Source organism: Mesorhizobium oxytropidicola (assembly GCF_056174625.1).
In genome coordinates, this window is the sequence record NZ_CM149692.1 from 3,855,453 (window position 1) to 3,877,578 (window position 22,126).

Genomic DNA, 22,126 nt, shown 5'->3' on the forward strand with positions numbered 1-22,126 from the left:
CGCTGACACCGACTGACACGCTAACGACTTGATTTAGAAAGAAAACTTAATGAATCCGATTGCGGCTCTGCCGATGTATGACTGGCCTGAGGTGCGCGGCGAGGTTGACGCGCAATGGGCGCGGTTGCGCGACGCCTTCCGGCAAAAGGGCATCGATGCGCCGCAAACCATCGTGCGCCGCAATGGCGATTTGCCCCCTGTGCCGGGCGGCATCCGCGACGCCGAGGGAGCCTTGATCGCGCCGGATCCGGCGACACTGTCGCCCGACGAACTCGATTACCACCAGCTCTGGCTGCACCCGGCGCTGCTGTTCGCGCAGACCTGCTGGGGGCCGATGGAACTCGGCCTGTCCAGCCATGTGCAAGTGGTCGGCCAGCCAAGCTATGACGCCTATGAGGGCGGGCAGGGCGAGCTTTATTCGAGCGCGTTGGTGATGCGGACAGGCGAGGAGCCGGAGGCGCGATCGCCCGCGGACGGAAAGGCCTTGCTGCCGCTCGAGCTGATCCGTGGCAAGCGCTTCACCTTCAATAGCCTGGATTCGATGTCCGGCATTGTCGGGCTGACGCGCGATCTGCAGGCGGCCGGCGAAAGTCTCGATATCTTTCCTCGCGCAGCGCAAGCGGCGGTCATCGCGCCTCGATCGTCACTGTCGCCGAGGGCAGGGCTGACATAGCCGCGATCGACTGCGAGAGTTGGGCGCTGGCGCAGCGTTTCGAACCGGCGGCTCACAAGGTCGCGATCGTCGGTTGGACGGCGCGCCGCAAGGGCCTGCCCTTCATCACCGCCAGGACGACGCCGGAAAAGACAGTCCAGGCAATGCGCGAAGCGCTTGCCGGGTTAGCCGAGCAGCCTCGCATCCAACGGGTAGGTTGATAGCTGCTCGTTACCGGTCTCGGTGATCAGGATCTGCTCCTCGATCTTGACGCCTTCGCGCCCGCCAAGCCTGCCGATATAGCTTTCCACGCACAACACCATGCCGGGTTCGAGCACACCGTCGGGCGTGTCCGGTGTCCAGTCGCTCGCATGCGGCAGCGTCGGGTATTCGTCGGCCAGGCCGACACCGTGATAGAGCACGCCGTAGCGGGTCGGGAAGCAGTCTCCTGGCGGCACGGCCGAGCGTTCGACAAGGTCACGGAACGAAGTGCCCGGCTGCATCAACTGCGTGTTGTGCTCGATCTGGTCGGCGGCGATGCGAAACAGATCACGCTGCTCATTGGTCGGCTTGGCGTCGCCGCAAAGCCAGGTGCGCGACAGGTCCGCGCAGAAGCCGTAGGGGCCGATCAGGTCGGTGTCGAAGGCAACGAGGTCGCCCGCTTCGATCACGCGCGACGAGCATTCCTGGAACCAGGGATTGGTGCGCGGGCCCGACGACAGCAGCCGCGTTTCGATCCACTCGCCACCGCGCGCAATGTTGCCGCGATGAAGCTCCGCCCACAATTCGTTCTCGGAAATGCCGGGCTTCAACGCCTGTTCCATCTCGCCCATCGCCGCCTCGCAGGCGACGATGGCGCGGCGCATGGCGAGGATTTCGTCAGGCGATTTGATCAGCCGCGCATTCTCCATCACCGCTTCGCCATTGCCGATGGAGACGCCAAGCCGCGCCAGTTCCTCGACGCCTTCCGGATTGAGGTGGTCGATGGCAATGCGGCTGTTGCCGCCGCCATGTTCCCTGACCAGATCGGCAATGCCCGCGGCCCAGCGGCGGACCTTTTGCTCGGTGAGTTCGCCGCCATAGAGATACATCCAGGAGACAGCCGGGCGGACCTCATCGACGACGCCGGAATGGTCGGACAGATGCTCGCAGGAGAAATAGTCGAACAGAACCACCGGTCCTTCGGTGGCGACGAAACAATGCCGTGTCGGGTTGTGCGCCACCCACAGCTGCATGTTGGTCGAGTCGGTCGCATAGCGGATGTTGACGGGGTCGTAGAGCAGGGCCCCGGCATAGCCGCGCCGTTTCAGCTCGGCGCGGATGCGCTCCAGCCGGTATTTTCGCATCGCGGGAAGATCGGGGGCGGCAATGCCTGCCGCCGCCCACTCCGCTTCAGCCTGCGCGCCATAGCCCAGCACATGCTGATTGAGCGAAGCCGCCTTCTGGCGGGAGGCGTCGCGCAGGGCCTCGATCGAGCCGGGCTCGAACGGCATGATCTTGCGGTGGCGGCCAAAGCTGCCCTTTGGCCCAGCGCTGTCCATGGTCGAACCTCAGGTCCGCATCTTCTCGCCGCTCGGGTCGAAAGGCGCCTCGACGTTGATGCGCGCCGGGCGACGGTGGCCAAGATCTCGATCTCGAACAGGCCGGCGCTTTCGTCCTCGGCAAGGGCTGCCGGCACATAGCCTTGCGCCATCGACTTCTGGACATAGTGGGCATAACCGCCCGACGTGACCCAGCCGACCACGCGCCAGTCGCCATCGACGATGCCGCGCACGGCGGAAGCGCCTTCGGCAGCCTTAGAGCCACGCACTTCCTTGCCTGATGTGTCGAAGCGCGGCGCACCGTAGCCATGCGGCTTTTCCACCGTGCCAAAATCCTTGCTGACCTTGGCCCAGATCGGCTCGTCGCCCATGACGTCGGCATCGGCAGCGTCGACGATGAAGGAGACACGGCGCAGTTTTGGCCCCTCCGCCTGTTCCTTGGCGGCAGCCTCGCGGCCGATGAAATCGTTCTTCTCGAGCTTGATGAAGCGGTCCATTGAGCCTTCGAACGGCCCGTAGATCGGCCGCAGTTCGCGGAACCAGGTCGGGAAGTTCTTTTCCAGGCGCATCGACAGCAAAGCGCGCATGCCGAAATCGACAAGGCCGAATTCCTCGCCGGCGTCCTTGATCGCCTCATAGACCAGGCGCTGATAGGCCGGCGCCATCCAGATCTCGTAGCCGAGATCGCCGGTGTAGGTGATGCGGTTGACCATGCAGGGCGCGCCGCCGACCGCCATCTCGCGGAAATCCATGAAGCGGAAAGCCTTGGTCGAGATGTCGACATCGACCAGCTTCTGCAAGAGGTCTCGCGACTTCGGTCCGGCGATCGACAGGCCGACCAGCGTCTGGTCGAAGCGGTGAATGCGCACCGAGCCATCCTTCGGCAGGTGCTTCTCGAACCAGCGCATATGATATTTTTGCGCGGCCGACGAACCCCAGATCATGAAGCGGTCTTCACCGGCCTTGGCGATGGTGAAGTCGCCGATCAGCTTGCCGAATTCGTTGATCATCGGCGTCAGCACAATGCGGCCGGTCTTCGGCATGCGGTTGGTCATCAGCCGGTTGAGGAATTCTTCCGCACCCGGTCCCGATACTTCGTATTTGGCGAAGTTGGCGATCTCGGTGACGCCGACGCGCTCGCGCGTGGCGCGCACTTCCTCGCCGATCGGGCCGAAATCGTTGGAGCGATGGAAGGACACGATGTCTTTCGGTTCCTTGCCTTTCGGCGCGAACCACAGCGGGGTTTCGAGACCCCAGCTATCGCCCATGACGGCGTTGTTGGCGAGCATGGTGTCGTAGAGCGGCGTCGTCTGCGCCGGACGTGCCGCCGGCAGCTCCTCATTGGGGAAGCGGATCGAGAAGCGGCGCGAATAGTTTTCGCGCACCTTGGCGTTGGTGTAGCGCAGGCCGGCCCATTCGCCGAAGCGGGCGACGTCCATGCCCCAGACGTCGAAGCCGGGATCGCCATGCACCATCCAGTTGGACAGAGCGAGGCCGACGCCGCCGCCCTGGCTGAAGCCGGCCATGACGGCGCAGGCGCACCAGAAATTGGTCAGGCCCTGCACCGGTCCGACCAGCGGGTTGCCGTCGAGCGCGAAGGTGAAGGGGCCGTTGATGATCTGCTTGATGCCGGCCTTCTCGATGCCGGGGAAATGCTTGAAGCCGATTTCCAAAGACGGCGCGATGCGGTCGAGATCCGGCGGCAGCAGTTCGTGGCCGAAATCCCATGGCGTGTTGACCGGCGACCACGGCTTGCAGGCCTTTTCATAAGTGCCGAGCAGGATGCCGTTGCGCTCCTGGCGGGTGTAGATCTCGCCCTTGAAGTCGAGCACGCCGATCATTTCGCGACCGGTCGACTTGTTGAATTCCTCGACCTCCGGCATCGGCTCGGTGAGCAGGTACATGTGCTCCATGGCCAGCACCGGCAGTTCGACGCCGACCATGCGGCCGATCTCGCGTGCCCACAGGCCGCCGCAATTGACGACATGCTCGGCGTGGACCGTGCCCTGCTCGGTGACGACGTTCCAGGTGCCGTCCGGCTGCTGCGTGAGATCAACGACGCGGTTGCGCAGCACGATTTCGGCGCCGAGTTTCTTGGCAGCCTTGGAGTAGGCGATGGTGGTGCCGGACGGGTCGAGATGGCCCTCGACCGGATCCCACATGGCGCCGACGAAGTTCTTCTCATCCATCAGCGGGAACATCGCCTTGGCTTCGGACGGCGTGATCAGCTCGGTGTCCATGCCGAGATAGCGGCCCTTGGCGTGGGCAAGGCGCAGGAAGTCCATCCGTTCCGGCGTATCGGCCATCATCACGCCGCCGGTCAGGTGCAGCGAGCAGGACTGGCCGGAGATTTCCTCGATCTCCTTGTAAAGCTGCACCGTGTAGGCCTGCAGCTTGGCGACGTTGGGGTCGCCGTTCAGCGTGTGGAAGCCGCCCGCCGCGTGCCAGGACGAGCCGGAGGTCAGCTCCGAGCGCTCGATCAGCATGATGTCGGTCCAGCCGGCCTTGGCCAGATGATAGAGCACCGAGCAGCCGACGACACCACCGCCGATGACAACCGCTTTTACATGGGATTTCATGAAGATAGGTCCGTTTTTAGAGAAATTGAATCGGATGAGCGTGGCGTGAAGACAAAGCGGAGGTCGGAGGCGACCGTATCTTCGGCCAGCCTGCCGTCAAGCGCGGCAAGGATGGTTTCACAGACGGAAGTACGATGTTTCAGGACGTCATGGTTCCAGACGCGCAGGATCGAATAGCCTTGGGCGCGCATGAAGTCGTCCCGGCGGCGGTCGTAGGAACTGTCAGCGTGTTGATGGCCGTCGATTTCGACGACGAGCCATTTTTCGCGGCAGGCGAAGTCTGCGAAGAAAGGTCCGATGGAGAACTGACGTGTGAAGCGATAGCCGCCAAGTTTGCGGGCTTTCAACTCAAGCCAAAGCAGTGCTTCGGCCTGGTTGTCACCTTGCCTGAGTTTTCTTGCTCGCTGGGTGGTGCCCGTTTTGCGGCGACTGCGGGTTTGATCAGCGGCTTCCCCCACTCCGTCGCCGCTTCGCGGCGCCACCTCTCCCCCCTCCGGAGGGAGAGGAAGGGAGCCAGCCGTTGCACGCTCGCGCCTTTCCTCTCCCCCGTCGATCGGGGGAGAGGTGTCGAGCGCAGCTCGACGGAGTGGGGGTCGACCGTTCATCAGATCCATACGAATGATCAGTTCATCAACTCGGCACGATCAGAAATCGGTCGGCGCGCCGCCTTCGGCCGTGCGCTTTTCGACGAAGGCGTTAAGCTCCTCGCGGATCGCCGGGTCCATATAGGGTTCCTCGTAGGACGCCAGCCGCTCCTTCCAGACCTTGTTGGCCTTTTCCAGCGCCGTCGGCGAGCCGGCTTCCGCCCAGGTCTCGAAATTGCGCCAGTCGGAAAGGATCGGCGAGTAGAAGGCGGTCTTGTAGCGGTCCTGCGTGTGCTGGGTGCCGAAGAAATGGCCGCCGGGGCCGACCGACTGGATGGCGTCGAAGCCGAGCGCCTCCTCGGACAGGTCGAGCGGGGTCAGGAATTCGGCCACCATCTGCAACAGATCGATGTCCAGAATGGTCTTTTCGTAGGAGCAGCGCAGGCCACCTTCGAGCCAGCCGGCGCCGTGCATCATCAGATTGCCGCCGCCCTGGATGGCGCCCCACAGCGAGAACACGCTCTCATAGGCGGCCTGCGCGTCGACCGTGTTGGCGGCGCAGGTGTTGGAGGTGCGGTAGGGATGTTGTAGCGGCGGGCAAGCTGGCCGCCGACGAGTTGCGCCTTCATATATTCGGGCGTGCCGAAGGCCGGGGAGCCGGACTTCATGTCGACATTGGAGGTGAAGCCGCCATAGCCGACAGGCGCGCCCTTGCGCACCATCTGGGCAAAGGCGATGCCGGACAGTGCCTCCGCGTTCTGCTGCACCAGCGCGCCGGCGATGGTGACCGGCGCCATCGCACCCGACAGGGTAAAGGGCGTGACGACAACGACCTGGCCCTTGCTCGACATCTGGATGATGCCTTCCATCATGGGCACGTCGAGCTTGAGCGGCGAGTTGGTGTTGATGATGGTGAAGACGGACGGCTCCTCGAGCAGTTGCTCGTGGCTGATGCCGCGCGCGATCCGGGTGATCTCGATGCCGTCGACATTGCGCTCCTTGCCGAGCGAATAGATGTGGAACACCTTGTCGGTCAGCGTGGCGAGGTCGCGGATGCATTCGAGGTGGCGGACCGACGGATGGATGTCGGTCGGCTCGACCGGATAGCCACCGGTGCAGTTCAGGATGTTGTGCATCTGCGCCAGGCGCAGGAAGTTGCGGTAGTCTGCCTGGTTGCCGGGTCGGCGGCCGCGATCGATGTCGGAGCAATTCGGCGCCGACGCCATCATCGACAGGATCACATTGTTACCGCCGAAGCGGACATTATGCGCAGGGTTGCGGGCATGGATTGTGAATTCCGACGGGCAGTTCGAGATCAGATCGAGGATCATGTCGCTGTCGAAGCGCACGCGCTCCGAGCCTTCGCGCACATCGGCGCCATGCGCCTTCATGATGCGGCGGGCCTCGTCGTGCAGAACGTCGACGCCGATTTCCCTGAGCACGCGCAAGGAGGCGAGGTGGATCGATTCCAGCTCGTCCTCCGAGACCAGCTTGGTTGGCGTGAGCGGGTTTCTGAGCTGGCGGAAAGCCGGCTGCTCGAACGCGGCCGAGCCTCCGGCGCGCTTTCCGGCGCGGCCGCCACGGCGGGCACGGTCGGGTGCCAAAGCCGGTTCTAAGGGGTGTAGGGCGGCGGTCATGATGGGCCTCGTAAGATGCGAACAGCGGGCGGCATAATGGACCGCCGGCCCGCCGGCCATTGCGGAGGCGGCGACCACTAGGGCGAGGGAAGCGACATGCCGGAACGGCAGCCGTGTGGCCGCGACATTCGCCCGATCACCGCCCTGTTGGTGCAAGCGGATTTCCCTTGCCGGCCCTTTCTTTCCCGGATCGAACCGGTAGCTGGTGAGCCTTGCCGGCCGGGAGGCTGCCGGCACCTCACATGGAATGACGGAATGGTGGCAACCGACTCGAGCGAAGGCGAAGCGGGAACGCAGTGGGCAGCGCTTGCCGGCGTCACCGCCGCACTCGCCATGTTCGGCGCCGCGCAAGGGCTGAGCTCGCCGCTGTTCACGCTTCTGATGCAGAAGCAAGGCCTGTCGCCCGGGCTGATCGGCCTGTCGGCGGCGATGATGCCGCTTGGGCTGATCCTGTCGGCATCGTTCGTGCCGGCGGCAGTGCGGCTGGTCGGCGCGCGCAACCTGGCGGTCGGCTGCTCGCTGATCGGCGCGTTGTGCTTCCTCGGCATCGGCTATCTGCAGAACTGGGTGGCCTGGTACCTCATCCGCTTCATCATCGGCGTCGTCATCAACCCGCTCTACATCCTCGGCGAGGTCTGGGCGCTGTCGCTGGCGCCGCCGTCGCGGCGCGGCCGGGTGATGGGTGTGTTCAACACACTGATGGGCGCCGGCTATGCGGCGGGACCCTTCACCTTGACCTTCGTCGGCACATCGGGTTGGGCGCCCTTCAGCGTCGGCATTGGCGGCTTCGTGCTTTGTGCGGTCATTCTGCGCCTGGTCTCTTCGAAACTCACAGGATTCGAGGATGACGGTCAGCCAGCCGGCAGCTTTGTCGGTTTTGCCCGGCTGGCGCCGGCGCTGCTGCTGGCCGTGCTGGTCTCGGCCGCCGTCCAGCAAAGCACCTATGCGTTGGTCCCGGTCTTCGGCGCCGGCTATGGCCTGCCGGAGGCCGTGCTCGCCGCGCTGGTGATGGCGCTGTCCCTCGGCAACATCCTGCTGCAGATCCCGCTCGGCCTGCTGGCGGAGCGGTTCGGCGGCCGCCCGATGATCGTGGCCTGTGCGGTGGCGACGGCAATTTGCGCGGCGCTGCTGCCGCTGCTGATCATGACACCGCTGATCTGGGGTGTGCTGCTGGTGATGGGTGCTGTCGGTTACGGCGTCTATACGATGGCGTTGGTGGAACTCGGCAGCCGCTTCAAGGGCACGCTGCTCGTCACCGGCAATGCGGCCTTCGCCTTGCTGTGGGGCGTTGGCGGCATTCTCGGCCCGCCGGGCGCCGGCCTCTTGATGCAAGGCATCGGTCCGCTGGGTCTGCCCGTAGTGATCGCCGGTCTCGACGCGGTCCTGGTCGCCTTCGCTCTGTACCGTTCCTCGCAACGCCGGGCCTCCTGACATGGGTCTGGCTGGAGCAAGCGCTTTCCGCCGGCGGGGCTTACCGCTGTTTGGCCGAACCGCTAATCCTGCCGCGCACCAACGGTAGGACCATGGCCGCGGCGGATTCGGAAACTGGCGAAGAAATGCAATGGGCGGCGATCACCGGTGTGATCGCGACGGTCTCGGTGTTCGCCATCGCGCAGGGGCTGTCCTATCCGCTGTTGAGCTTCATCCTGCAGCGCCAGGGCGTCTCGCCGGCGATGATCGGCCTGTCGGCGGCCATGACGCCGATCGGCTTCATCGTGTCTTCGCCGCTCATCCCGGGGCTGGCGCAGCGGTTCGGGGCAGGGCGCACCGCGCTCACTTGCGCCGCGCTCTCGGCTGTCGTGCTGGCGCTGATCGGCTGGACGCAGAATGTCTATCTCTGGTTCCCGCTGCGCTTCCTGATCGGCGTGGTGACCAACCCGCTCTATGTCTTGAGCGAGATCTGGGTGATCGCCCTGGCGCCGCCGGTCCGGCGCGGCCGCATCATGGGCGTCTATCGACGATCATCTCGGCTGGATTCGCGGCCGGCCCGCTCTGCCTGCTTGCCGTCGGTACGCAGGGGTGGCCGCCCTTCCTCGTCGGCATCTGCGCCTTCGTGCTGTGCGGCATCTGCCTGGCGTCGGTGCTGCCGCGCCTGCCGAGGGTGGACGAAGCCGGGCATCAGGTTTCCGTCCTGGGCTTCGTGCCGATGGCGTGGCTGCTTCTGTTCGCGATCATCGTGGCCGCGGGTTTCGAACAGGGGGCGCTGGCCTTGCTGCCAGTCTATGGCACCCACTATGGCATCGCGGAAGTCCGCATGTCGGCGCTGCTGTCGATCATGATCGCCGGCAACATCGCCATGCAGGTGCCGCTAGGCCTGCTAGCAGAGCGGCTGACCGCACGCCTGGTGCGGCTTGCCTGTGTTTCCCTGACGGTGCTCGGATGCCTGCTGCTGCCGCTTCTCATCGAAACACCGCTGATCTGGCCGATGATCTTTGTCTGGGGCGCGGTTTCCTACGGCATCTACACGATGTCGATCATCGAACTCGGTGAGCGCTTCACCGGCTCGACACTGGTCGCCGGCAATGCTGCCTTTTCGCTGATGTGGGGCGTTGGTGGCATTGCCGTGCCGCCGCTGGCGGGGAGCGCGATGGACTTGCTTGGTGCAAGAGGCCTGCCGATCACGCTTGGCCTCATGTGCCTGGTCCTGGCGGTCGCGAGCGTCGCTGGTCGCGGGAAGGCCTGAATCCTCTGCTGAGATGCCGTCGCTATTGAATATCGGACACGGCATGTCGATGTTGCATGCCGAACAATGCCTATCGGAGATTCCATGACCAAGCCCATCGCCAAACCAGAAGCCAGCGCCGCGGACCCCTTCCTCTGGCTGGAGGACAGGACCGCCAAACAGTCGCTGGACTGGGTTCATCGCCAGAACGAGATCACGGTTGGCGAATTGCAGGGCGATCCGTCCTATCAGGCGTCGTTCGAGACGGCGCTCGACCTGATGACGGCCGAGGACAACATTGCCGTTGGCGCGGCAATCGCCGGCCATGTCTATAATTTCTGGCAGGACAAGACCAATGCGCTCGGCCTGTGGCGCCGCACGACGGTCGCTTCCTACAAGACCGAGAAGCCGGCCTGGGAAACGATCATCGACTTCGACCAGCTTGCGGCGAAGGAGGGGATAAAATGGGTGTTCAGCGGCGCCAGCCGGCTCTATCCGGACTTCAGCCGCTGCCTGTTGTCGATGTCGCCGGATGGCGGCGACGCCAGCGAGATGCGTGAGTTCGATATCGAAACCAAGTCGTTCGTAGAAGGCGGATATCACGCGCGAGCCTCGAAGTCGGGCTTCAGTTGGCTGGACAAGGACACTGTCATCGTCTCGGCGGCCTTCGAGGACGCTGACAAGACCGAGTCCGGCTATCCGCGCGTGATCAAGCTCTGGAAACGCGGCACCGGGCTCGAGGACGCAACACCGATCTTCGAGGCACAGAAAGACGATCTCGCCGCCGGCGCCGGCGTCGAGTTCGACGGTGACAAGCGTCACGTGTTTCTGGCGCGGGCAATCGATTTCTTCGCGTCGCACAGCTTCCTGCATCTCCCGTCCGGCGAAAACAGGCGCATTCCGCTGCCCGACGATGTCACCGACACATCGCTTTTCAAGGACCAGCTCTTGTTCGGGGTGCGCACGCCATGGACGGCGCCGGACGGCACGGTGTGCCGGCCAGACGGGCTCTATTCGCTCGATTTCGCCCGCTGGATCGAAACCGGCAGTTTTGGCGCCATCGAGACTCTGCTGGCTCCGGCCTATCGCGTGTCGATCGGCGGCATTGCCCGCACGCAGGATCGCTTGTTCATCAGCCTGATGGACAATGTGCGCGGCAAGGTGCTCGTCTGCGAGCGAAAGGGTGGCACCTGGTCGCTGAAGCCCGCCGCGCTGCCCGAGAACGGCACCGTCGGCATCAGCCATGCCGAGCATTTCGGTTCGAGCGTGTCCTTCTCCTTCACCGATTTCCTGACGCCGAGCTCAATCATCTGGTCCGACGACGATGGCGAGACGCTGGAGACGGTGAAGTCGCAGCCGGCGCGGTTCGACGCCGCGCCCTTGATCTCGGAACAGTTCGAGGCACGCTCGAAGGACGGCACGATGATCCCTTATTTCGTCGTCCGGCGGCGCGACCAGAAGGGGCCGGTGCCGACGCTGCTCTACGGCTATGGCGGCTTCGAAGTGCCGCTCTTGCCCGGCTATGCCGGCGTGCGCGGCAGGCTGTGGCTGGAGAAGGGCAATGCCTATGTTCAGGCCTGCATCCGTGGCGGCGGCGAATTTGGGCCAGCCTGGCACCAGGCGGCGCTGAAAGGCAATCGCCAGAACGGTTTTGACGATTTCGCCGCTGTGGCCGAGGACGTCGTCAGGCGCGGCATCGCGACGGCAAGCTCGCTCGGCATCCAGGGCGGTTCGAATGGCGGCCTGCTGACCGGCGTTTCGCTGACGCAGCACCCGGAACTCTTCGGCGCCGTCATCATCGAGGTGCCGCTGCTCGACATGCTGCGCTACACCGAGTTGCCGCCCGGCGCCTCCTGGATGGCCGAATATGGCGATCCGTCGAAGCCGGAAGACGCCAGGTGGCTGTCGGCCTATTCGCCCTACCAGCACGTCAAGGCCAATGCTGCCTATCCGCCGGTGCTGCTGACGACCTCGACCGCCGATGACCGCGTCCATCCCGGCCATGCCCGCAAGATGGCGGCTCGCCTGCAGGAGGCCGGCCACGCCGGGACGCTGTTCTTCGAGGAAACGGAAGGCGGGCATGGCGGGCGAGGTGACCGGCGGCCGCAAGCGGCGCAGACCGCGATGAAATATGTCTTCCTGCAGCGGGCACTCAGCACCAAGGCATAAAGCGCCTCGCGACGCGCTTTATGCCATTGTTCTTATGCATGTCGTTCTCCTAAAACCGGGACCACTTTAGGCGACATGCGTAGAGTATTCCGTCATGGGCCAAGCAAAGGGTGGTTCACCTCGGCCAGCCTTTGCTCTAAGGTGCCGTCTATGGCTCCTGCTATGACCTTTGTCTGCACGTTCGGGGTCGCGGTGACACCGTCGCCGCGCACGCTGCGCGCGGAGCTTTTGCGGCTGTGCGCCCGCATCGGTTATTCGCCGCCCGCCAGCCTCTGATGCATTCGCCCCGGCGCCTGCCGGACTGAATTCAGAGGAAAGATCCAGACATGACCTATCAGAATTATTCGCTGAAGCAGCTTCAGCAGATCGACGCCGCGCATCATCTCCATCCCTTCACCGACCACAAGGAATTGCGTGAGGCGGGTTCGCGCATCATCACCCACGCCAATGGCCCGTTCATCTATGATTCCGAAGGGACCGAGCTGCTCGACGGCATGGCTGGCCTGTGGTGCGTCAACATTGGCTATGGCCGCGACGAACTCGCCGAGGCCGCCTATGCGCAGATGAAGGAACTACCTTACTACAATTCCTTCTTCAAATGCTCGACGCCGACGCCGGTGCTGTTGTCCAAGAAGCTGGCCGAGATCGCGCCGAAGAACGTCAACCAGGTCTTCTACGGCTCCTCCGGTTCGGAAGCCAACGACACCGCATTGCGTCTTGTCCGCCACTACTGGGTGCTGGAAGGCAAGCCGGAGAAGAACCGCATCATCTCGCGCAAGATGGCCTATCATGGTTCGACCATCGCCGGCACTTCGCTCGGTGGCATGGATGCCATGCACAAGCAGCTCAACGGGGCGGTGCCCAACATCGTCCATGTGATGATGCCCTATGCCTACGAACTGGCGCTGCCGGGCGAGAGCGATCATGATTTCGGCCTGCGCGCGGCCAAATCGGTTGAGGATGCCATCCTCGAAGCCGGCGCCGACAAGGTCGCAGCCTTTATCGGCGAGCCGGTAATGGGCGCGGGCGGCGTCAAGATCCCGCCGGCGAGCTACTGGCCGGAAGTGCAGCGCATCTGCCGCAAATATGATGTGCTTTTGATGCTCGACGAGGTCATCACCGGCTATGGCCGCACAGGTGAATGGTTCGCGGCGCAGACCTTCGGCATCGAGCCGGATACCATCACCACGGCAAAGGCGCTGACCTCGGGTTACCAGCCGCTGTCGGCACTGCTGGTCGGCGACCGCATCACCTCGACGCTGGTCGACAAGGGCGGCGAGTTCAACCACGGCTACACCTATTCCGGACACCCGGTGGCGTGCGCCGTGGCCTTGAAGAACCTGGAGATCATCGAGCAAGAAGGCCTGGTCGACCGCGTCAGAAACGACACCGGCCCTTATTTCGCCAAGGCCCTGCAGGAGCGCATTGCCGGGCATGACCTGGTCGGCGAGGTGCGTTCGATCGGCCTGATGGGCGCGATCGAGATCGTCAAGGACAAGGCGACCAAGGAACGGTTCCTGCCGTCGGGAAGTGCGGCGGTGACGGTGCGCGACCATGCCATCGCCAACGGCATGATGCTGCGCGCCACCGGCGACACGATGATCCTGTCACCGCCGCTGATCTGGACCCGCGACACGATCGACATGGCCTGCGAGCGGATCGGCAAGGCACTGGATCTGGCACAGGCAGATCTGCGCGAGCGGTAAGGCAAACCTCGACCGGGCGTTCCTTCAAGGGGACGCCCGGCCTCGAGAAACATGCTGTCGCAATGGGGGAACAAACCTCATCCTCCGCGCGTAGTGTGTGTCAGGCAGCGGCCAGCTCGGCTGCGACAAGGGGTTCATTTCCATGAGAAAAACCGGCAAGAGCCGACGGCCGCGAGAAGCGGCCAGCATCGGTGCGGACCTGATGCTGGCACCCCTGGTGGCGATGATGCGCCTGCCCTTGATGGCGATGGACGCCAGCAGCAGCCAGCCCTGGGGCACCGAAACCGCGCGTGCGGTGAACGAGAAGACGGCTGCCATGGCCGAAGGCGCGTTCGCGGCGCAGATGTCCTTCCTGCAGTCGGCATCGCGATTCTGGCCGGAACTCCTTTCGGGCCGCACGCCGTCGCTGTTCAACGGTGTCGCGGCGGAACGGTCGATCAGTGCCGCGCTGAAGCCGGCGAGCCGCGCAGTGAAGGCGAACTTTCGCCGGTTGTCGACAAAAAGCTGATTGAAGCGTCGGGTCGGACAAGGCCGCCGTGCCTCTGTCCGAGACGGACGTGAAAACCGATTCCGGTTTTTGCGGCGTCTGCGCTAGAATCCGTCGGGCAGTCTTTGCCGATGGGGGACATCATGGCCGTACAACCGCTTAACCAGCCCGCAGAAATTCCGCCCGAACTCGACCGTTGGAACTGGGGGGCGTTTTTCTTCAACTGGATCTGGGGCATCGCCAACAACACCTTCATCGCGCTGCTGATGTTCGTCCCGCTGGTCAACATTGTCATGCTCTTCGTGCTGGGCGCCAAGGGCAGCCGTTGGGCGTGGCAGAATGTTTCCTGGCGCGATGCCGAACATTTCCGCAGGGTCCAACGCAACTGGGCGATTGCCGGTTTCATTGCATTTGGGCTCGGGCTCGCCGGTGCCGCCGCCCTGGTCGGCGTCGTCCCTGGTCTCCTGAAGAACAGCGACGCCTACCGGCTAACCATGGATGCTGTTCGCGCCGATGGTCGCGTCAAGGCTGCACTCGGTGAGAATATTGACGCCGGCTATTGGGTGCTAGGCAGCGTCCAGACCTTTGGAAACGAGTCTGGCGACGCGCAGTTCAGCATGCGCATCCATGGCAGCCGTGGATCGGCCTGGGTGATGTCGCATGCTCTGCGCAGCGCAGGAAAATGGAACCTGCGCCTGCTTGTCGTCATGGCGGGAGGGGCACCAATCGTGCTGGTCGATGAGGACCATTTCGCCAGTCCAGATGCCGCAACCAAAATATAATCTGACGACGCAGCAATAGTTCCAGAAACGCAAAAACCGCGTTCCATCGGGAACGCGGCTTTGCCAGATACGCATGGCGTTTCGCTACGCAAACACTTGGCGAAACTTACGGGCTCCGGTACGCGAGACCTGATCCGGAGCGCCGGGCGGATGCGATATGTCCGCCTCGCCATCTGTTTTATAGGGACATCGTTACCGCGGAGTTATCGAGAGCTTAAGCAAATCTAAATTTGCGGTCTTTCTGCCGGATGGATCCGGAAAAGCCGATCAAATCCGTTGGTTACGCAGGGTCACCCCTGAGAAAATTAATTATGCCGGAGAAATCGGCGCCGCCATGCCCTTGGGCGTTGAACAGGGCGTAGAGCTGTGCCGCCTCGGCGCCAAGCGGGGTCACCGCGCCTGCGCCAAGTGCTGCTTCCTGGGACAATTTCAGGTCTTTCAGCATAAGGGCCGCGGCAAAGCCGGGCTTGTAATCCCTGTTGGCGGGCGAGGTCGGCACCGGGCCGGGCACCGGGCAATAGGTGGTCAAGGACCAGCACTGGCCCGACGAGGTCGAGGCGACGTCGAACAGCGCCTGATGCGACAGGCCGAGCTTTTCGGCCAGCACGAAGGCCTCGGCGACGCCGATCATCGAAATGCCGAGGATCATGTTGTTGCAGATCTTTGCCGCCTGGCCGGCACCGTCACCACCGCAATGGACGATGCGCCCGGCCATCGGCTTCAGGATCGGCTCGGCGGCGGTGAAGGCATCGTCGGAGCCGCCGGCCATGAAGGTCAGCGTGCCAGCCGTCGCTCCGCCGGTGCCGCCGGAGACGGGTGCGTCGATGGAGAGCAGCCCATGCTTCGCGGCAATCGCATGCGCCTTGCGCGCCGAGTCCACATCAATGGTCGAGGAATCGATGAACAGCGCGCCCTTTTTTGCCTTGGCCGCGATGTCTTCGTAGACCGACAGCACGTGCTTGCCGGCGGGCAGCATGGTGATCACCACATCGGCGTCCTTCACTGCGGCCAAGGCGTTCGCCATGATCGTCACGCCATGTTCTTTGGCGACGGTGAGGTTTTCCGGCACCAGGTCGAAACCATTCACCGCATGTCCAGCTTTGACCAGATTGGCGGCCATTGGATTGCCCATGTTACCGAGGCCGATGAAGGCGATCGTCGTCATTGTCTCACTCCCGGAGTTTGCTGGCTTCAGCGGCCGATCAGGGCGCGCGCGATAATGACGCGCATGATCTCGTTGGTGCCTTCGAGAATCTGGTGGACCCTGAGGTCGCGCACCAGTTTCTCGATGCCGTAGTCATGCAGATAGCCGTAACCGCCCAGCAATTGCAGCGCGTCGTTGGCGACGTTGAAGCCGGTGTCGGTGACGAAGCGCTTGGCCATGGCCGACCATTTGCCGGCATCGGGCGCCTTGCGGTCGAGCTTCGAGGCGGCGGCATAGAGAAAGATGCGCGCCGCCTGCAACTCGGTCTCCATATCGGCCAGCCTGAACTGCAGCGCCTGGAACTGGTTGATCTTCGAGCCGAAGGCCTTGCGCTCGGCGGTGTAGGACAATGCCTTGTCGAGCGCCGACTGGGCGCCGCCCAGCGAACAGGCGGCGATGTTCAGCCGGCCACCATCGAGCCCGGCCATGGCGATGCCAAAGCCGGCGCCTTCGCCCGACAGAAGGTTTTCCGCCGGCACCTTGCAGTCCTCGAAAATGACCTGGCGGGTCGACTGCATGTGCCAGCCCATCTTGTGCTCGTTGGCGCCGAAGGAAAGGCCTGGCGCGTCTTTCGGCACGACGATCGTGGAGATGCCTTTCGGCCCGTCGGCGCCGGTGCGCACCATGACGGCATAGACATCGCTGTCGCCGGCGCCCGAGATGAATTGCTTGGCGCCGTTGAGCACATAGTCGCCGCCGCTCTTCACCGCGCGCGTTTTCAACGCGGCGGCGTCCGAGCCGGAGCCCGGCTCGGTCAGGCAGTAGCTGGCCAGCCATTCCATCGAGGTGAGCTTCGGCAGGAAGCGCTGGCGCTGCTCGTCATTGCCGAAGCGGTCGATCATCGAGGCCACCATGTTGTGGATCGAGATGAAGGACGAAAAGCCCGGATCGGCATGCGACAGCGCCTCGAAGATCAGCACGGCGTCGAGCCGGCCGAGCGCGGAGCCACCGACATCGTCCCTGACATAGATGCCGCCGAGGCCGAGCGGCCCGGTCTCGCGGATCACGTCGGCCGGGAAATGCTTCCTGCGATCCCAGTCGAGCGCATTCGGCGCGACGCGGTCGGCGGCGAATGCCTGCGCCATCTCCTGGATGGCGCGCTGTTCCTCGTTGAGTTCGAACTGGCTGGTGCTCGCATCGACCGCGGCGTCCATGGCGTTCTCTCCCTATATGCCAGCTAGCCCGCTGGCCTGTCGTTTTTGGCTTTGCGCGCGTACCAATCTAGACCAATGATGCCGCCGCGCAACCCGACCCGCTGCGGAGCGGCTGTGCATCAATGCATGTCCGGAGCGAGATGTGACGACAAAATTCGATGAGCTGCTTGAACGATTCCACGCCTATCTCACTTCCGTGGACAACGCCCTGGTGCGCGACGCCGTGGCGCGGGTCGGCTGGGACATGCCGGCCCGCGCGCTGGAGCCGCATCCGCTCGGCTGCCTGCGCCATCTCGATCGCGCGGCAGACGTGGCGCCGATGGCTGCGAAGCCGCTGGTGCAATGGCTGGCGGAGCATTGCAACGCATTGTACTGGGGGCAGACCTACAGCGAGGCCGATTTCGGCAAGGCCTTCATCGACAATTACGGCTGGCTGGAAGTCTTCGGCACGCGTGGCCATTTCGCCAATGACGAGGTGGCGGCCGGCCTGCTGATCCTCGGGCCGAGATCGTCTACCCCGACCACCATCACGTCGCCGAGGAAATCTACATTCCGCTGACCGGCGGTACGGAATGGCGCATGGGGGAGGGCGGCTTCCGCAAGCGGCAGGCCGGCGAAGTCGTCCACCACGCTGCCAATGTCAACCACGCCATGCGAACCGGCAAGGAACCGCTTTTGGCGCTCTATATCTGGCGCGGCGGGCCGCTGGCGCAGAAATCCACGATCACCGGAACCGTTACGCAGGGCCGAAGCTGATGGCCAAAGCGATCATGCTGCAAGGCACGGGTTCGGATGTCGGCAAGACGGTGCTGGTCGCCGGCCTCTGCCGCGCCGCGAAGAAGCGCGGCCTGAAGGTGCGGCCGTTCAAGCCGCAGAACATGTCGAACAATGCGGCGGTCGCCGATATTCCCGGTGACAACAACCAAGGCGGCGGCGAGATCGGCCGCGCGCAATGGCTGCAGGCGATCGCTTGCGGCGTCGCGCCATCGGTGCACATGAACCCGGTGCTGCTCAAGCCTCAGACCGATGTCGGCGCGCAGGTCATCGTCCAGGGCAAGGTGTTCGGCGAGGCGCGGGCGCGCGACTACCAGGCGCTGAAGGGCCGCCTGATGGATGCGGTGCTGGATTCTCGGGGCAAGGTCGGCGAGGACGCCGATCTGGTCATCGTCGAGGGCGCCGGCTCGCCGGCGGAAATCAATTTGCGCAGCCGCGACATCGCCAATATGGGCTTTGCCACGCGTGCCAATGTACCGGTGGTGCTGGTCGGCGACATCGATCGCGGCGGCGTTATCGCTTCGGTCGCCGGCACGCATCTGATCCTGCCGGAAGAGGACCGGCGCATGATCGTCGGCTACCTCATCAACAAGTTCCGTGGCGATGTTTCGCTGTTCGATGACGGTTTGAAGGCGATCGAGAATTTCACCGGCTGGCGCTGCTTTGGCGTCGTGCCGTGGCTGACGGCGGCGGCGCGGCTGCCGTCGGAGGATTCGGTGGTGCTGGAACGCCTGGCGTCGGGTGAGGCGCGGGCACTGAAGGTGGCGGTGCCGATGCTCGGCCGTATCGCCAATTTCGACGATCTCGACCCGCTCAAGGCCGAGCCTCAGGTCGAGGTGGTTTTCGTGCCGCCGGGAAAACCGCTGCCGGAGGATGCCGGGCTGGTGGTCATTCCCGGTTCGAAGTCTACCATTGGCGATCTCCTGAAATTTCGCGAGAATGGCTGGGACCGGGATCTGGCAGCACACCGCAAGCGCGGCGGCCATGTCGTCGGCATTTGCGGCGGTTTTCAGATGCTTGGCCACCGCGTGCGCGATCCCGATGGCATCGAAGGCAGCGTCACCGAGACCGAAGGGCTTGGCCTGCTCGATATCGAAACGGTCATGGAGCCGGAGAAGACGGTGCGCAATGTCAGCGCGCGCTCGGTACAATTCGACCTACCCCTCGAAGGCTACGAAATCCATCTCGGCCGCACCACCGGTCCGGACACGATGCGGCCGTCGGCGATCATCAATGGCGTCGCGGATGGCGCGATCTCGGCTGATGGCAAGGTCTTGGGCACCTATATGCATGGCCTGTTCGGTGCCGATGGCTTTCGCGGGAAGTTCCTCGAAAGCCTCGGCATCAAGGGCGGCGGCATCGACTACCGCGCCGACGTCGAACGGGCGCTGGACGACGTCGCGGCCGAGCTGGAAACCCATCTCGACTGCGACGCGATTTTCGCGTTGGCGCGGTAATTTCGCGACGCAGGCGATTGGCTGGAACGCCCATCGCTTCGTCATCCACGGGCGGAGCAAGGAGCGTAGCGACGCAGCGCAGACCCGAGGATCCATGCCGCGACTTCCACGCGCCGCCGCGGTCCAGAATTCTGCTCCGCTGCACTCTATGACCAAGGTCACGGAATGGATCCCAGGGTCTCCGCGACGCCGCTTCGCGGCTGCTTCGCCCTAGGATGACGAAGTTGGGAAGCTTCGGCCAATCATCGATGATGGCTCGCCGAAGCCAATGCTGGCGTTCAGCCCTTGTCTCCCGCCTTCGGCCAGTAGGTACCAAACGACCAGACGCTGCCTTCCGGATCGCGGCAGATGAATTCGCGGCTGCCATAGTCGCGGTCGGTCAGTTCCTGGATGATCGTCGCGCCAGCCTTTTTCGCCCTGGCATAGGCGGTATCGGCATCGTCGACGGCGACATAGATCGACTTGCCGCCGCCGGTGCCGGGTTCGCCGACCATCTTGCCGTAATCGTCATCGCGCGCACTGCCCAGCATGATCATCGAGGCGCCGAAGACCAGTTCGGCATGGTGCACGACATCGCCTTCGCCGTAGCGGGCGCGGACGCTGAAGCCGAAGGCTTCGCAGAGCCAGTCGATCATTTTCGCCGCGTTTTTGTAGCGCAGGGCGGGGTAGAGGCGGGGGGCTTCAGTGGTGGTGGGCATGGGAACCTCCTTGATCTGGGTTGGGTCGATAACCCACTCTGTTCGAAGGCCGTTGCAGCGTCTTGAAGAAATGTTACCTGCTGACAAGTGCCGTCGGCGTCTCGCCGGCAAGGTCGCGGAACTCGCGTACCAGATGCGCCTGATCGGCATAGCCGCAATCGGCGCGATATCGGCCCAGCCGGCCGTCGGCTGTCGTGACAGGCCGAGCGCCCGGTTGAAGCGAACGATGCGCGACAGCGTCTTGGGGCCGATGCCGGTTGCGTCGGTAAATTTTTCGGCGAGGTGCTTGCGGCTCCAGCCCAGTCTCTCGGCGATCGATGCAATGCGGGTTCGGCCGCCCGATGCGATGATGCGGTCATAGGCCCAGGCGATTTCGAGCGGCGTTTCGGCGGCGCTGGCGAGACGCGCGGTGACGAAGGCTTCGGCAAGGTCGAAACGCGCCGTCCAGTCCGGTGCATTGCCAAGCTGTTCGCGAAGCGCCATACCCTCAGCGCCCAGCACGTCGTCGAGGACGACCATGCTGTCGGTCAGTTCGCTCATCGGCAAGCGGAAGAAACGGCGTGCGCCAAGCGGCGTGAAGTTGATCTGCACGCAGCAGGCGGTACCGAAGGATTCGATCATCACCGGTCCGGCGAAAAGCCCGGCGGCGAAACTGGCGAAGCGGTCATTGTCGCCGGGCGCCTTGCCGAGGCCGATGGCGAAGGGTTCGGCGAAGCTGATGACGAGCGGCACCGTCAGCGAGGCGTATTCGACATTGCGGAAATGGCCGGGTGCGGTTTCGCGATAGCCGCAAATGTCCGTGACGATGCCATCAAGCACGGGATCGGGAAGGCGCCGGCGCATCTCGAAGCGCCCTGCGATGGAGCGGTCCTGTTCCTCCCGGCGCTGCATCTCGATCGGCATTGGCCATCCTTCTGCCCGGCAAGCCTAGCAGAGCCTCGGTCAGAATCAAAAGCGCCCGGCTTTTGGCCGGGCGCTCTCCGTCCCCACTTCAAGGGAAACTTGTCAGGCGCCGCGCATCAGGCAGCCGGCGGCGAGCACGATGTAGGCAATGAGAACGATCCACACCGATGCGAGCGGGATAAAGGCGAGAACGCCAAGCGCGGCGAGAATGCCGATGATGGCGATGACCAGGGAAATGATGAAAACGATCTGGGTAGGCGCGCTGAGATTCATGCGTGGCTCCTCCAACATGATTCGAACAGCGCCATAGTAACAGGCGCGTGATCACACACCAATCATGACACGCAGCGGGTTGGCGGGATCGGCCAGCAGCTTCACCGCGAGCGCCACGCAGACGATCACCAGCAGCGGCTTGATCAGCCTGGCGCCTATGCGCATGGCAAGGCTCGCGCCGACGCGGGCGCCGAGGAACTGGGCAACGCCCATCATCAGGCCGATCTTCCAGGAGATGACGCCGACAGCGGCGAAGACAATGAAGCCGCCGATGTTAGAGGCGAAATTGAGCAGCTTGGTATGCGCCGTCGCCTTGAGCACGCCGTAGCCGGCAAGAGCGACGAAGGCCAGCATGTAGAAGGAGCCGGCGCCGGGGCCGAACAGGCCGTCATAGAAGCCGATTGCCGGCACCAGGGTCAGTCCGAACAGGAATGGCGACAGACGCTCGGCCCGATCGACATCGTTCATGTTGGGCTTGAGCGCGAAATAGAGTGCGATGGCGATCAGCACCAGGGGCAGCAGGGCGCGCAAGAGATCGCCCGGAACGATGGTGGCCAGCAAGGCGCCAACGACACCCCCAGTAGCCGCCAGCAGCGCCGACGGCAATTGCCGACGCAGGTCGACATGGCCCTTGGAGGCATAATGGATGGTCGCCGACCCGGAGCCGAACATGCCTTGCAGCTTGTTGGTTCCAAGCGCCGCGACCGGTGAGAACCCGGCAAGCAAAAGCGCCGGGATGGTGATCAGCCCACCGCCGCCGGCAATCGAATCGACGAAGCCCGCGGCAAAGGCGGCGAGCGCAAGCATGACGATTGTCTGGGTGGTGAGGTCGATCATCTGATGTGCGGAGACGTCCGGTCGGCG

The 22,126-nt window shown here is 63.9% G+C and carries 14 protein-coding genes and 6 pseudogenes; 10 read left to right on the forward strand and 10 right to left on the reverse strand.

Annotation, left to right across the window (positions count from 1 at the left end; translation table 11 throughout):
- Positions 1 to 49: 49 nt before the first annotated feature.
- Positions 50 to 873: pseudogene (locus AC0V8S_RS19245) on the forward strand (phosphate/phosphite/phosphonate ABC transporter substrate-binding protein).
- Here AC0V8S_RS19245 and AC0V8S_RS19250 read toward each other — a convergent pair.
- The 4 genes and pseudogenes from AC0V8S_RS19250 to AC0V8S_RS19265 form a co-directional block, all read right to left on the reverse strand.
- Complete coding sequence (locus AC0V8S_RS19250; protein WP_475432823.1) at positions 838 to 2,193, reverse strand: M24 family metallopeptidase; 1,356 nt, start codon at positions 2,191 to 2,193, stop codon at positions 838 to 840. The pseudogene AC0V8S_RS19245 and the gene AC0V8S_RS19250 overlap by 36 nt on opposite strands.
- 9 nt (positions 2,194 to 2,202) lie before the next feature.
- Positions 2,203 to 4,772: pseudogene (locus tag AC0V8S_RS19255) on the reverse strand (GcvT family protein).
- The gene (locus AC0V8S_RS19260) at positions 4,769 to 5,254 is read right to left on the reverse strand and encodes an endonuclease domain-containing protein (protein ID WP_475432824.1); all 486 of its coding nucleotides are present in this window, start codon (positions 5,252 to 5,254) and stop codon (positions 4,769 to 4,771) included. The pseudogene AC0V8S_RS19255 and the gene AC0V8S_RS19260 overlap by 4 nt, the downstream one beginning before the upstream one ends.
- 162 nt (positions 5,255 to 5,416) lie before the next feature.
- Positions 5,417 to 6,993: pseudogene (locus AC0V8S_RS19265) on the reverse strand (trimethylamine methyltransferase family protein).
- A gap of 255 nt (positions 6,994 to 7,248) precedes the next feature.
- On the opposite strand from AC0V8S_RS19265, the gene AC0V8S_RS19270 reads away from it, so the two are divergent.
- From AC0V8S_RS19270 to AC0V8S_RS19300, 7 genes and pseudogenes are all read left to right on the forward strand, one after another.
- Positions 7,249 to 8,424: an MFS transporter gene (locus AC0V8S_RS19270; protein WP_475432826.1), complete on the forward strand. Its 1,176-nt coding sequence runs from the start codon at positions 7,249 to 7,251 to the stop codon at positions 8,422 to 8,424.
- 92 nt (positions 8,425 to 8,516) lie between these two features.
- A pseudogene (locus tag AC0V8S_RS19275) lies at positions 8,517 to 9,676 on the forward strand (MFS transporter).
- Between the two features lie 84 nt (positions 9,677 to 9,760).
- The gene (locus AC0V8S_RS19280) at positions 9,761 to 11,824 is read left to right on the forward strand and encodes a prolyl oligopeptidase family serine peptidase (protein WP_475432827.1); all 2,064 of its coding nucleotides are present in this window, start codon (positions 9,761 to 9,763) and stop codon (positions 11,822 to 11,824) included.
- A gap of 150 nt (positions 11,825 to 11,974) precedes the next feature.
- Positions 11,975 to 12,100 carry a capsid protein gene (locus AC0V8S_RS19285; RefSeq protein ID WP_081293941.1) on the forward strand — a complete coding sequence of 42 codons (126 nt, stop codon included), beginning with the start codon at positions 11,975 to 11,977 and terminating at the stop codon, positions 12,098 to 12,100.
- A 50-nt stretch (positions 12,101 to 12,150) separates the two neighbouring features.
- Complete coding sequence (locus AC0V8S_RS19290) at positions 12,151 to 13,530, forward strand: aspartate aminotransferase family protein (RefSeq protein WP_475432828.1); 1,380 nt, start codon at positions 12,151 to 12,153, stop codon at positions 13,528 to 13,530.
- A gap of 142 nt (positions 13,531 to 13,672) precedes the next feature.
- Entirely contained in the window at positions 13,673 to 14,038 is a 366-nt protein-coding gene (locus tag AC0V8S_RS19295) for a hypothetical protein (protein ID WP_475432830.1), read from the forward strand.
- Positions 14,039 to 14,160: 122 nt separating this feature from the next.
- Positions 14,161 to 14,799, forward strand: a complete 639-nt coding sequence (locus AC0V8S_RS19300) for a cytochrome c oxidase assembly factor Coa1 family protein (RefSeq protein ID WP_475432831.1) — start codon at positions 14,161 to 14,163, stop codon at positions 14,797 to 14,799.
- 280 nt (positions 14,800 to 15,079) lie between these two features.
- Here AC0V8S_RS19300 and mmsB read toward each other — a convergent pair whose 3' ends face one another.
- Positions 15,080 to 15,964: a 3-hydroxyisobutyrate dehydrogenase gene (gene mmsB, locus AC0V8S_RS19305; protein WP_475432832.1), complete on the reverse strand. Its 885-nt coding sequence runs from the start codon at positions 15,962 to 15,964 to the stop codon at positions 15,080 to 15,082.
- Positions 15,965 to 15,990: 26 nt separating this feature from the next.
- Positions 15,991 to 17,157 (reverse strand): isobutyryl-CoA dehydrogenase, encoded by a 1,167-nt coding sequence (locus AC0V8S_RS19310; protein ID WP_475432833.1) that lies wholly within the window; start codon positions 17,155 to 17,157, stop codon positions 15,991 to 15,993.
- 142 nt (positions 17,158 to 17,299) lie between these two features.
- Between AC0V8S_RS19310 and AC0V8S_RS19315 the strand changes: the two are divergent.
- Positions 17,300 to 17,913 (forward strand): annotated as a pseudogene (locus AC0V8S_RS19315) (dimethylsulfonioproprionate lyase family protein).
- Positions 17,913 to 19,388: a cobyric acid synthase gene (locus AC0V8S_RS19320; protein WP_475432834.1), complete on the forward strand. Its 1,476-nt coding sequence runs from the start codon at positions 17,913 to 17,915 to the stop codon at positions 19,386 to 19,388. The pseudogene AC0V8S_RS19315 and the gene AC0V8S_RS19320 overlap by 1 nt, the downstream one beginning before the upstream one ends.
- Before the next feature lie 278 nt (positions 19,389 to 19,666).
- Here AC0V8S_RS19320 and AC0V8S_RS19325 read toward each other — a convergent pair whose 3' ends face one another.
- From AC0V8S_RS19325 to AC0V8S_RS19340, 4 genes and pseudogenes are all read right to left on the reverse strand, one after another.
- Entirely contained in the window at positions 19,667 to 20,086 is a 420-nt protein-coding gene (locus tag AC0V8S_RS19325; protein WP_475432835.1) for a VOC family protein, read from the reverse strand.
- Between the two features lie 73 nt (positions 20,087 to 20,159).
- Positions 20,160 to 20,989, reverse strand: a pseudogene (locus AC0V8S_RS19330) (helix-turn-helix domain-containing protein).
- Between the two features lie 102 nt (positions 20,990 to 21,091).
- A complete protein-coding gene (locus tag AC0V8S_RS19335; RefSeq protein WP_080511798.1) occupies positions 21,092 to 21,262 on the reverse strand; it encodes a hypothetical protein in 171 nt (56 codons plus the stop codon).
- Between the two features lie 51 nt (positions 21,263 to 21,313).
- On the reverse strand, positions 21,314 to 22,099 hold the full coding sequence (locus AC0V8S_RS19340; RefSeq protein ID WP_475432836.1) for a TSUP family transporter: 786 nt from the start codon (positions 22,097 to 22,099) through the stop codon (positions 21,314 to 21,316).
- Between the last annotated feature and the right edge of the window lie 27 nt (positions 22,100 to 22,126).

Coding starts and splice junctions, on each gene's coding strand:
- AC0V8S_RS19290 (WP_475432828.1), top strand. CDS start 12,151: ATGACCTATCAGAATTATTCGCTGAAGCAGCTTCAGCAGATCGACGCC.
- AC0V8S_RS19310 (WP_475432833.1), bottom strand. CDS start 17,157: ATGGACGCCGCGGTCGATGCGAGCACCAGCCAGTTCGAACTCAACGAG.
- AC0V8S_RS19300 (WP_475432831.1), top strand. CDS start 14,161: ATGGCCGTACAACCGCTTAACCAGCCCGCAGAAATTCCGCCCGAACTC.
- AC0V8S_RS19335 (WP_080511798.1), bottom strand. CDS start 21,262: ATGAATCTCAGCGCGCCTACCCAGATCGTTTTCATCATTTCCCTGGTC.
- mmsB (WP_475432832.1), bottom strand. CDS start 15,964: ATGACGACGATCGCCTTCATCGGCCTCGGTAACATGGGCAATCCAATG.
- AC0V8S_RS19325 (WP_475432835.1), bottom strand. CDS start 20,086: ATGCCCACCACCACTGAAGCCCCCCGCCTCTACCCCGCCCTGCGCTAC.
- AC0V8S_RS19295 (WP_475432830.1), top strand. CDS start 13,673: ATGAGAAAAACCGGCAAGAGCCGACGGCCGCGAGAAGCGGCCAGCATC.
- AC0V8S_RS19285 (WP_081293941.1), top strand. CDS start 11,975: ATGGCTCCTGCTATGACCTTTGTCTGCACGTTCGGGGTCGCGGTGACA.
- AC0V8S_RS19270 (WP_475432826.1), top strand. CDS start 7,249: ATGGTGGCAACCGACTCGAGCGAAGGCGAAGCGGGAACGCAGTGGGCA.
- AC0V8S_RS19320 (WP_475432834.1), top strand. CDS start 17,913: ATGGCCAAAGCGATCATGCTGCAAGGCACGGGTTCGGATGTCGGCAAG.
- AC0V8S_RS19250 (WP_475432823.1), bottom strand. CDS start 2,193: ATGGACAGCGCTGGGCCAAAGGGCAGCTTTGGCCGCCACCGCAAGATC.
- AC0V8S_RS19340 (WP_475432836.1), bottom strand. CDS start 22,099: ATGATCGACCTCACCACCCAGACAATCGTCATGCTTGCGCTCGCCGCC.
- AC0V8S_RS19280 (WP_475432827.1), top strand. CDS start 9,761: ATGACCAAGCCCATCGCCAAACCAGAAGCCAGCGCCGCGGACCCCTTC.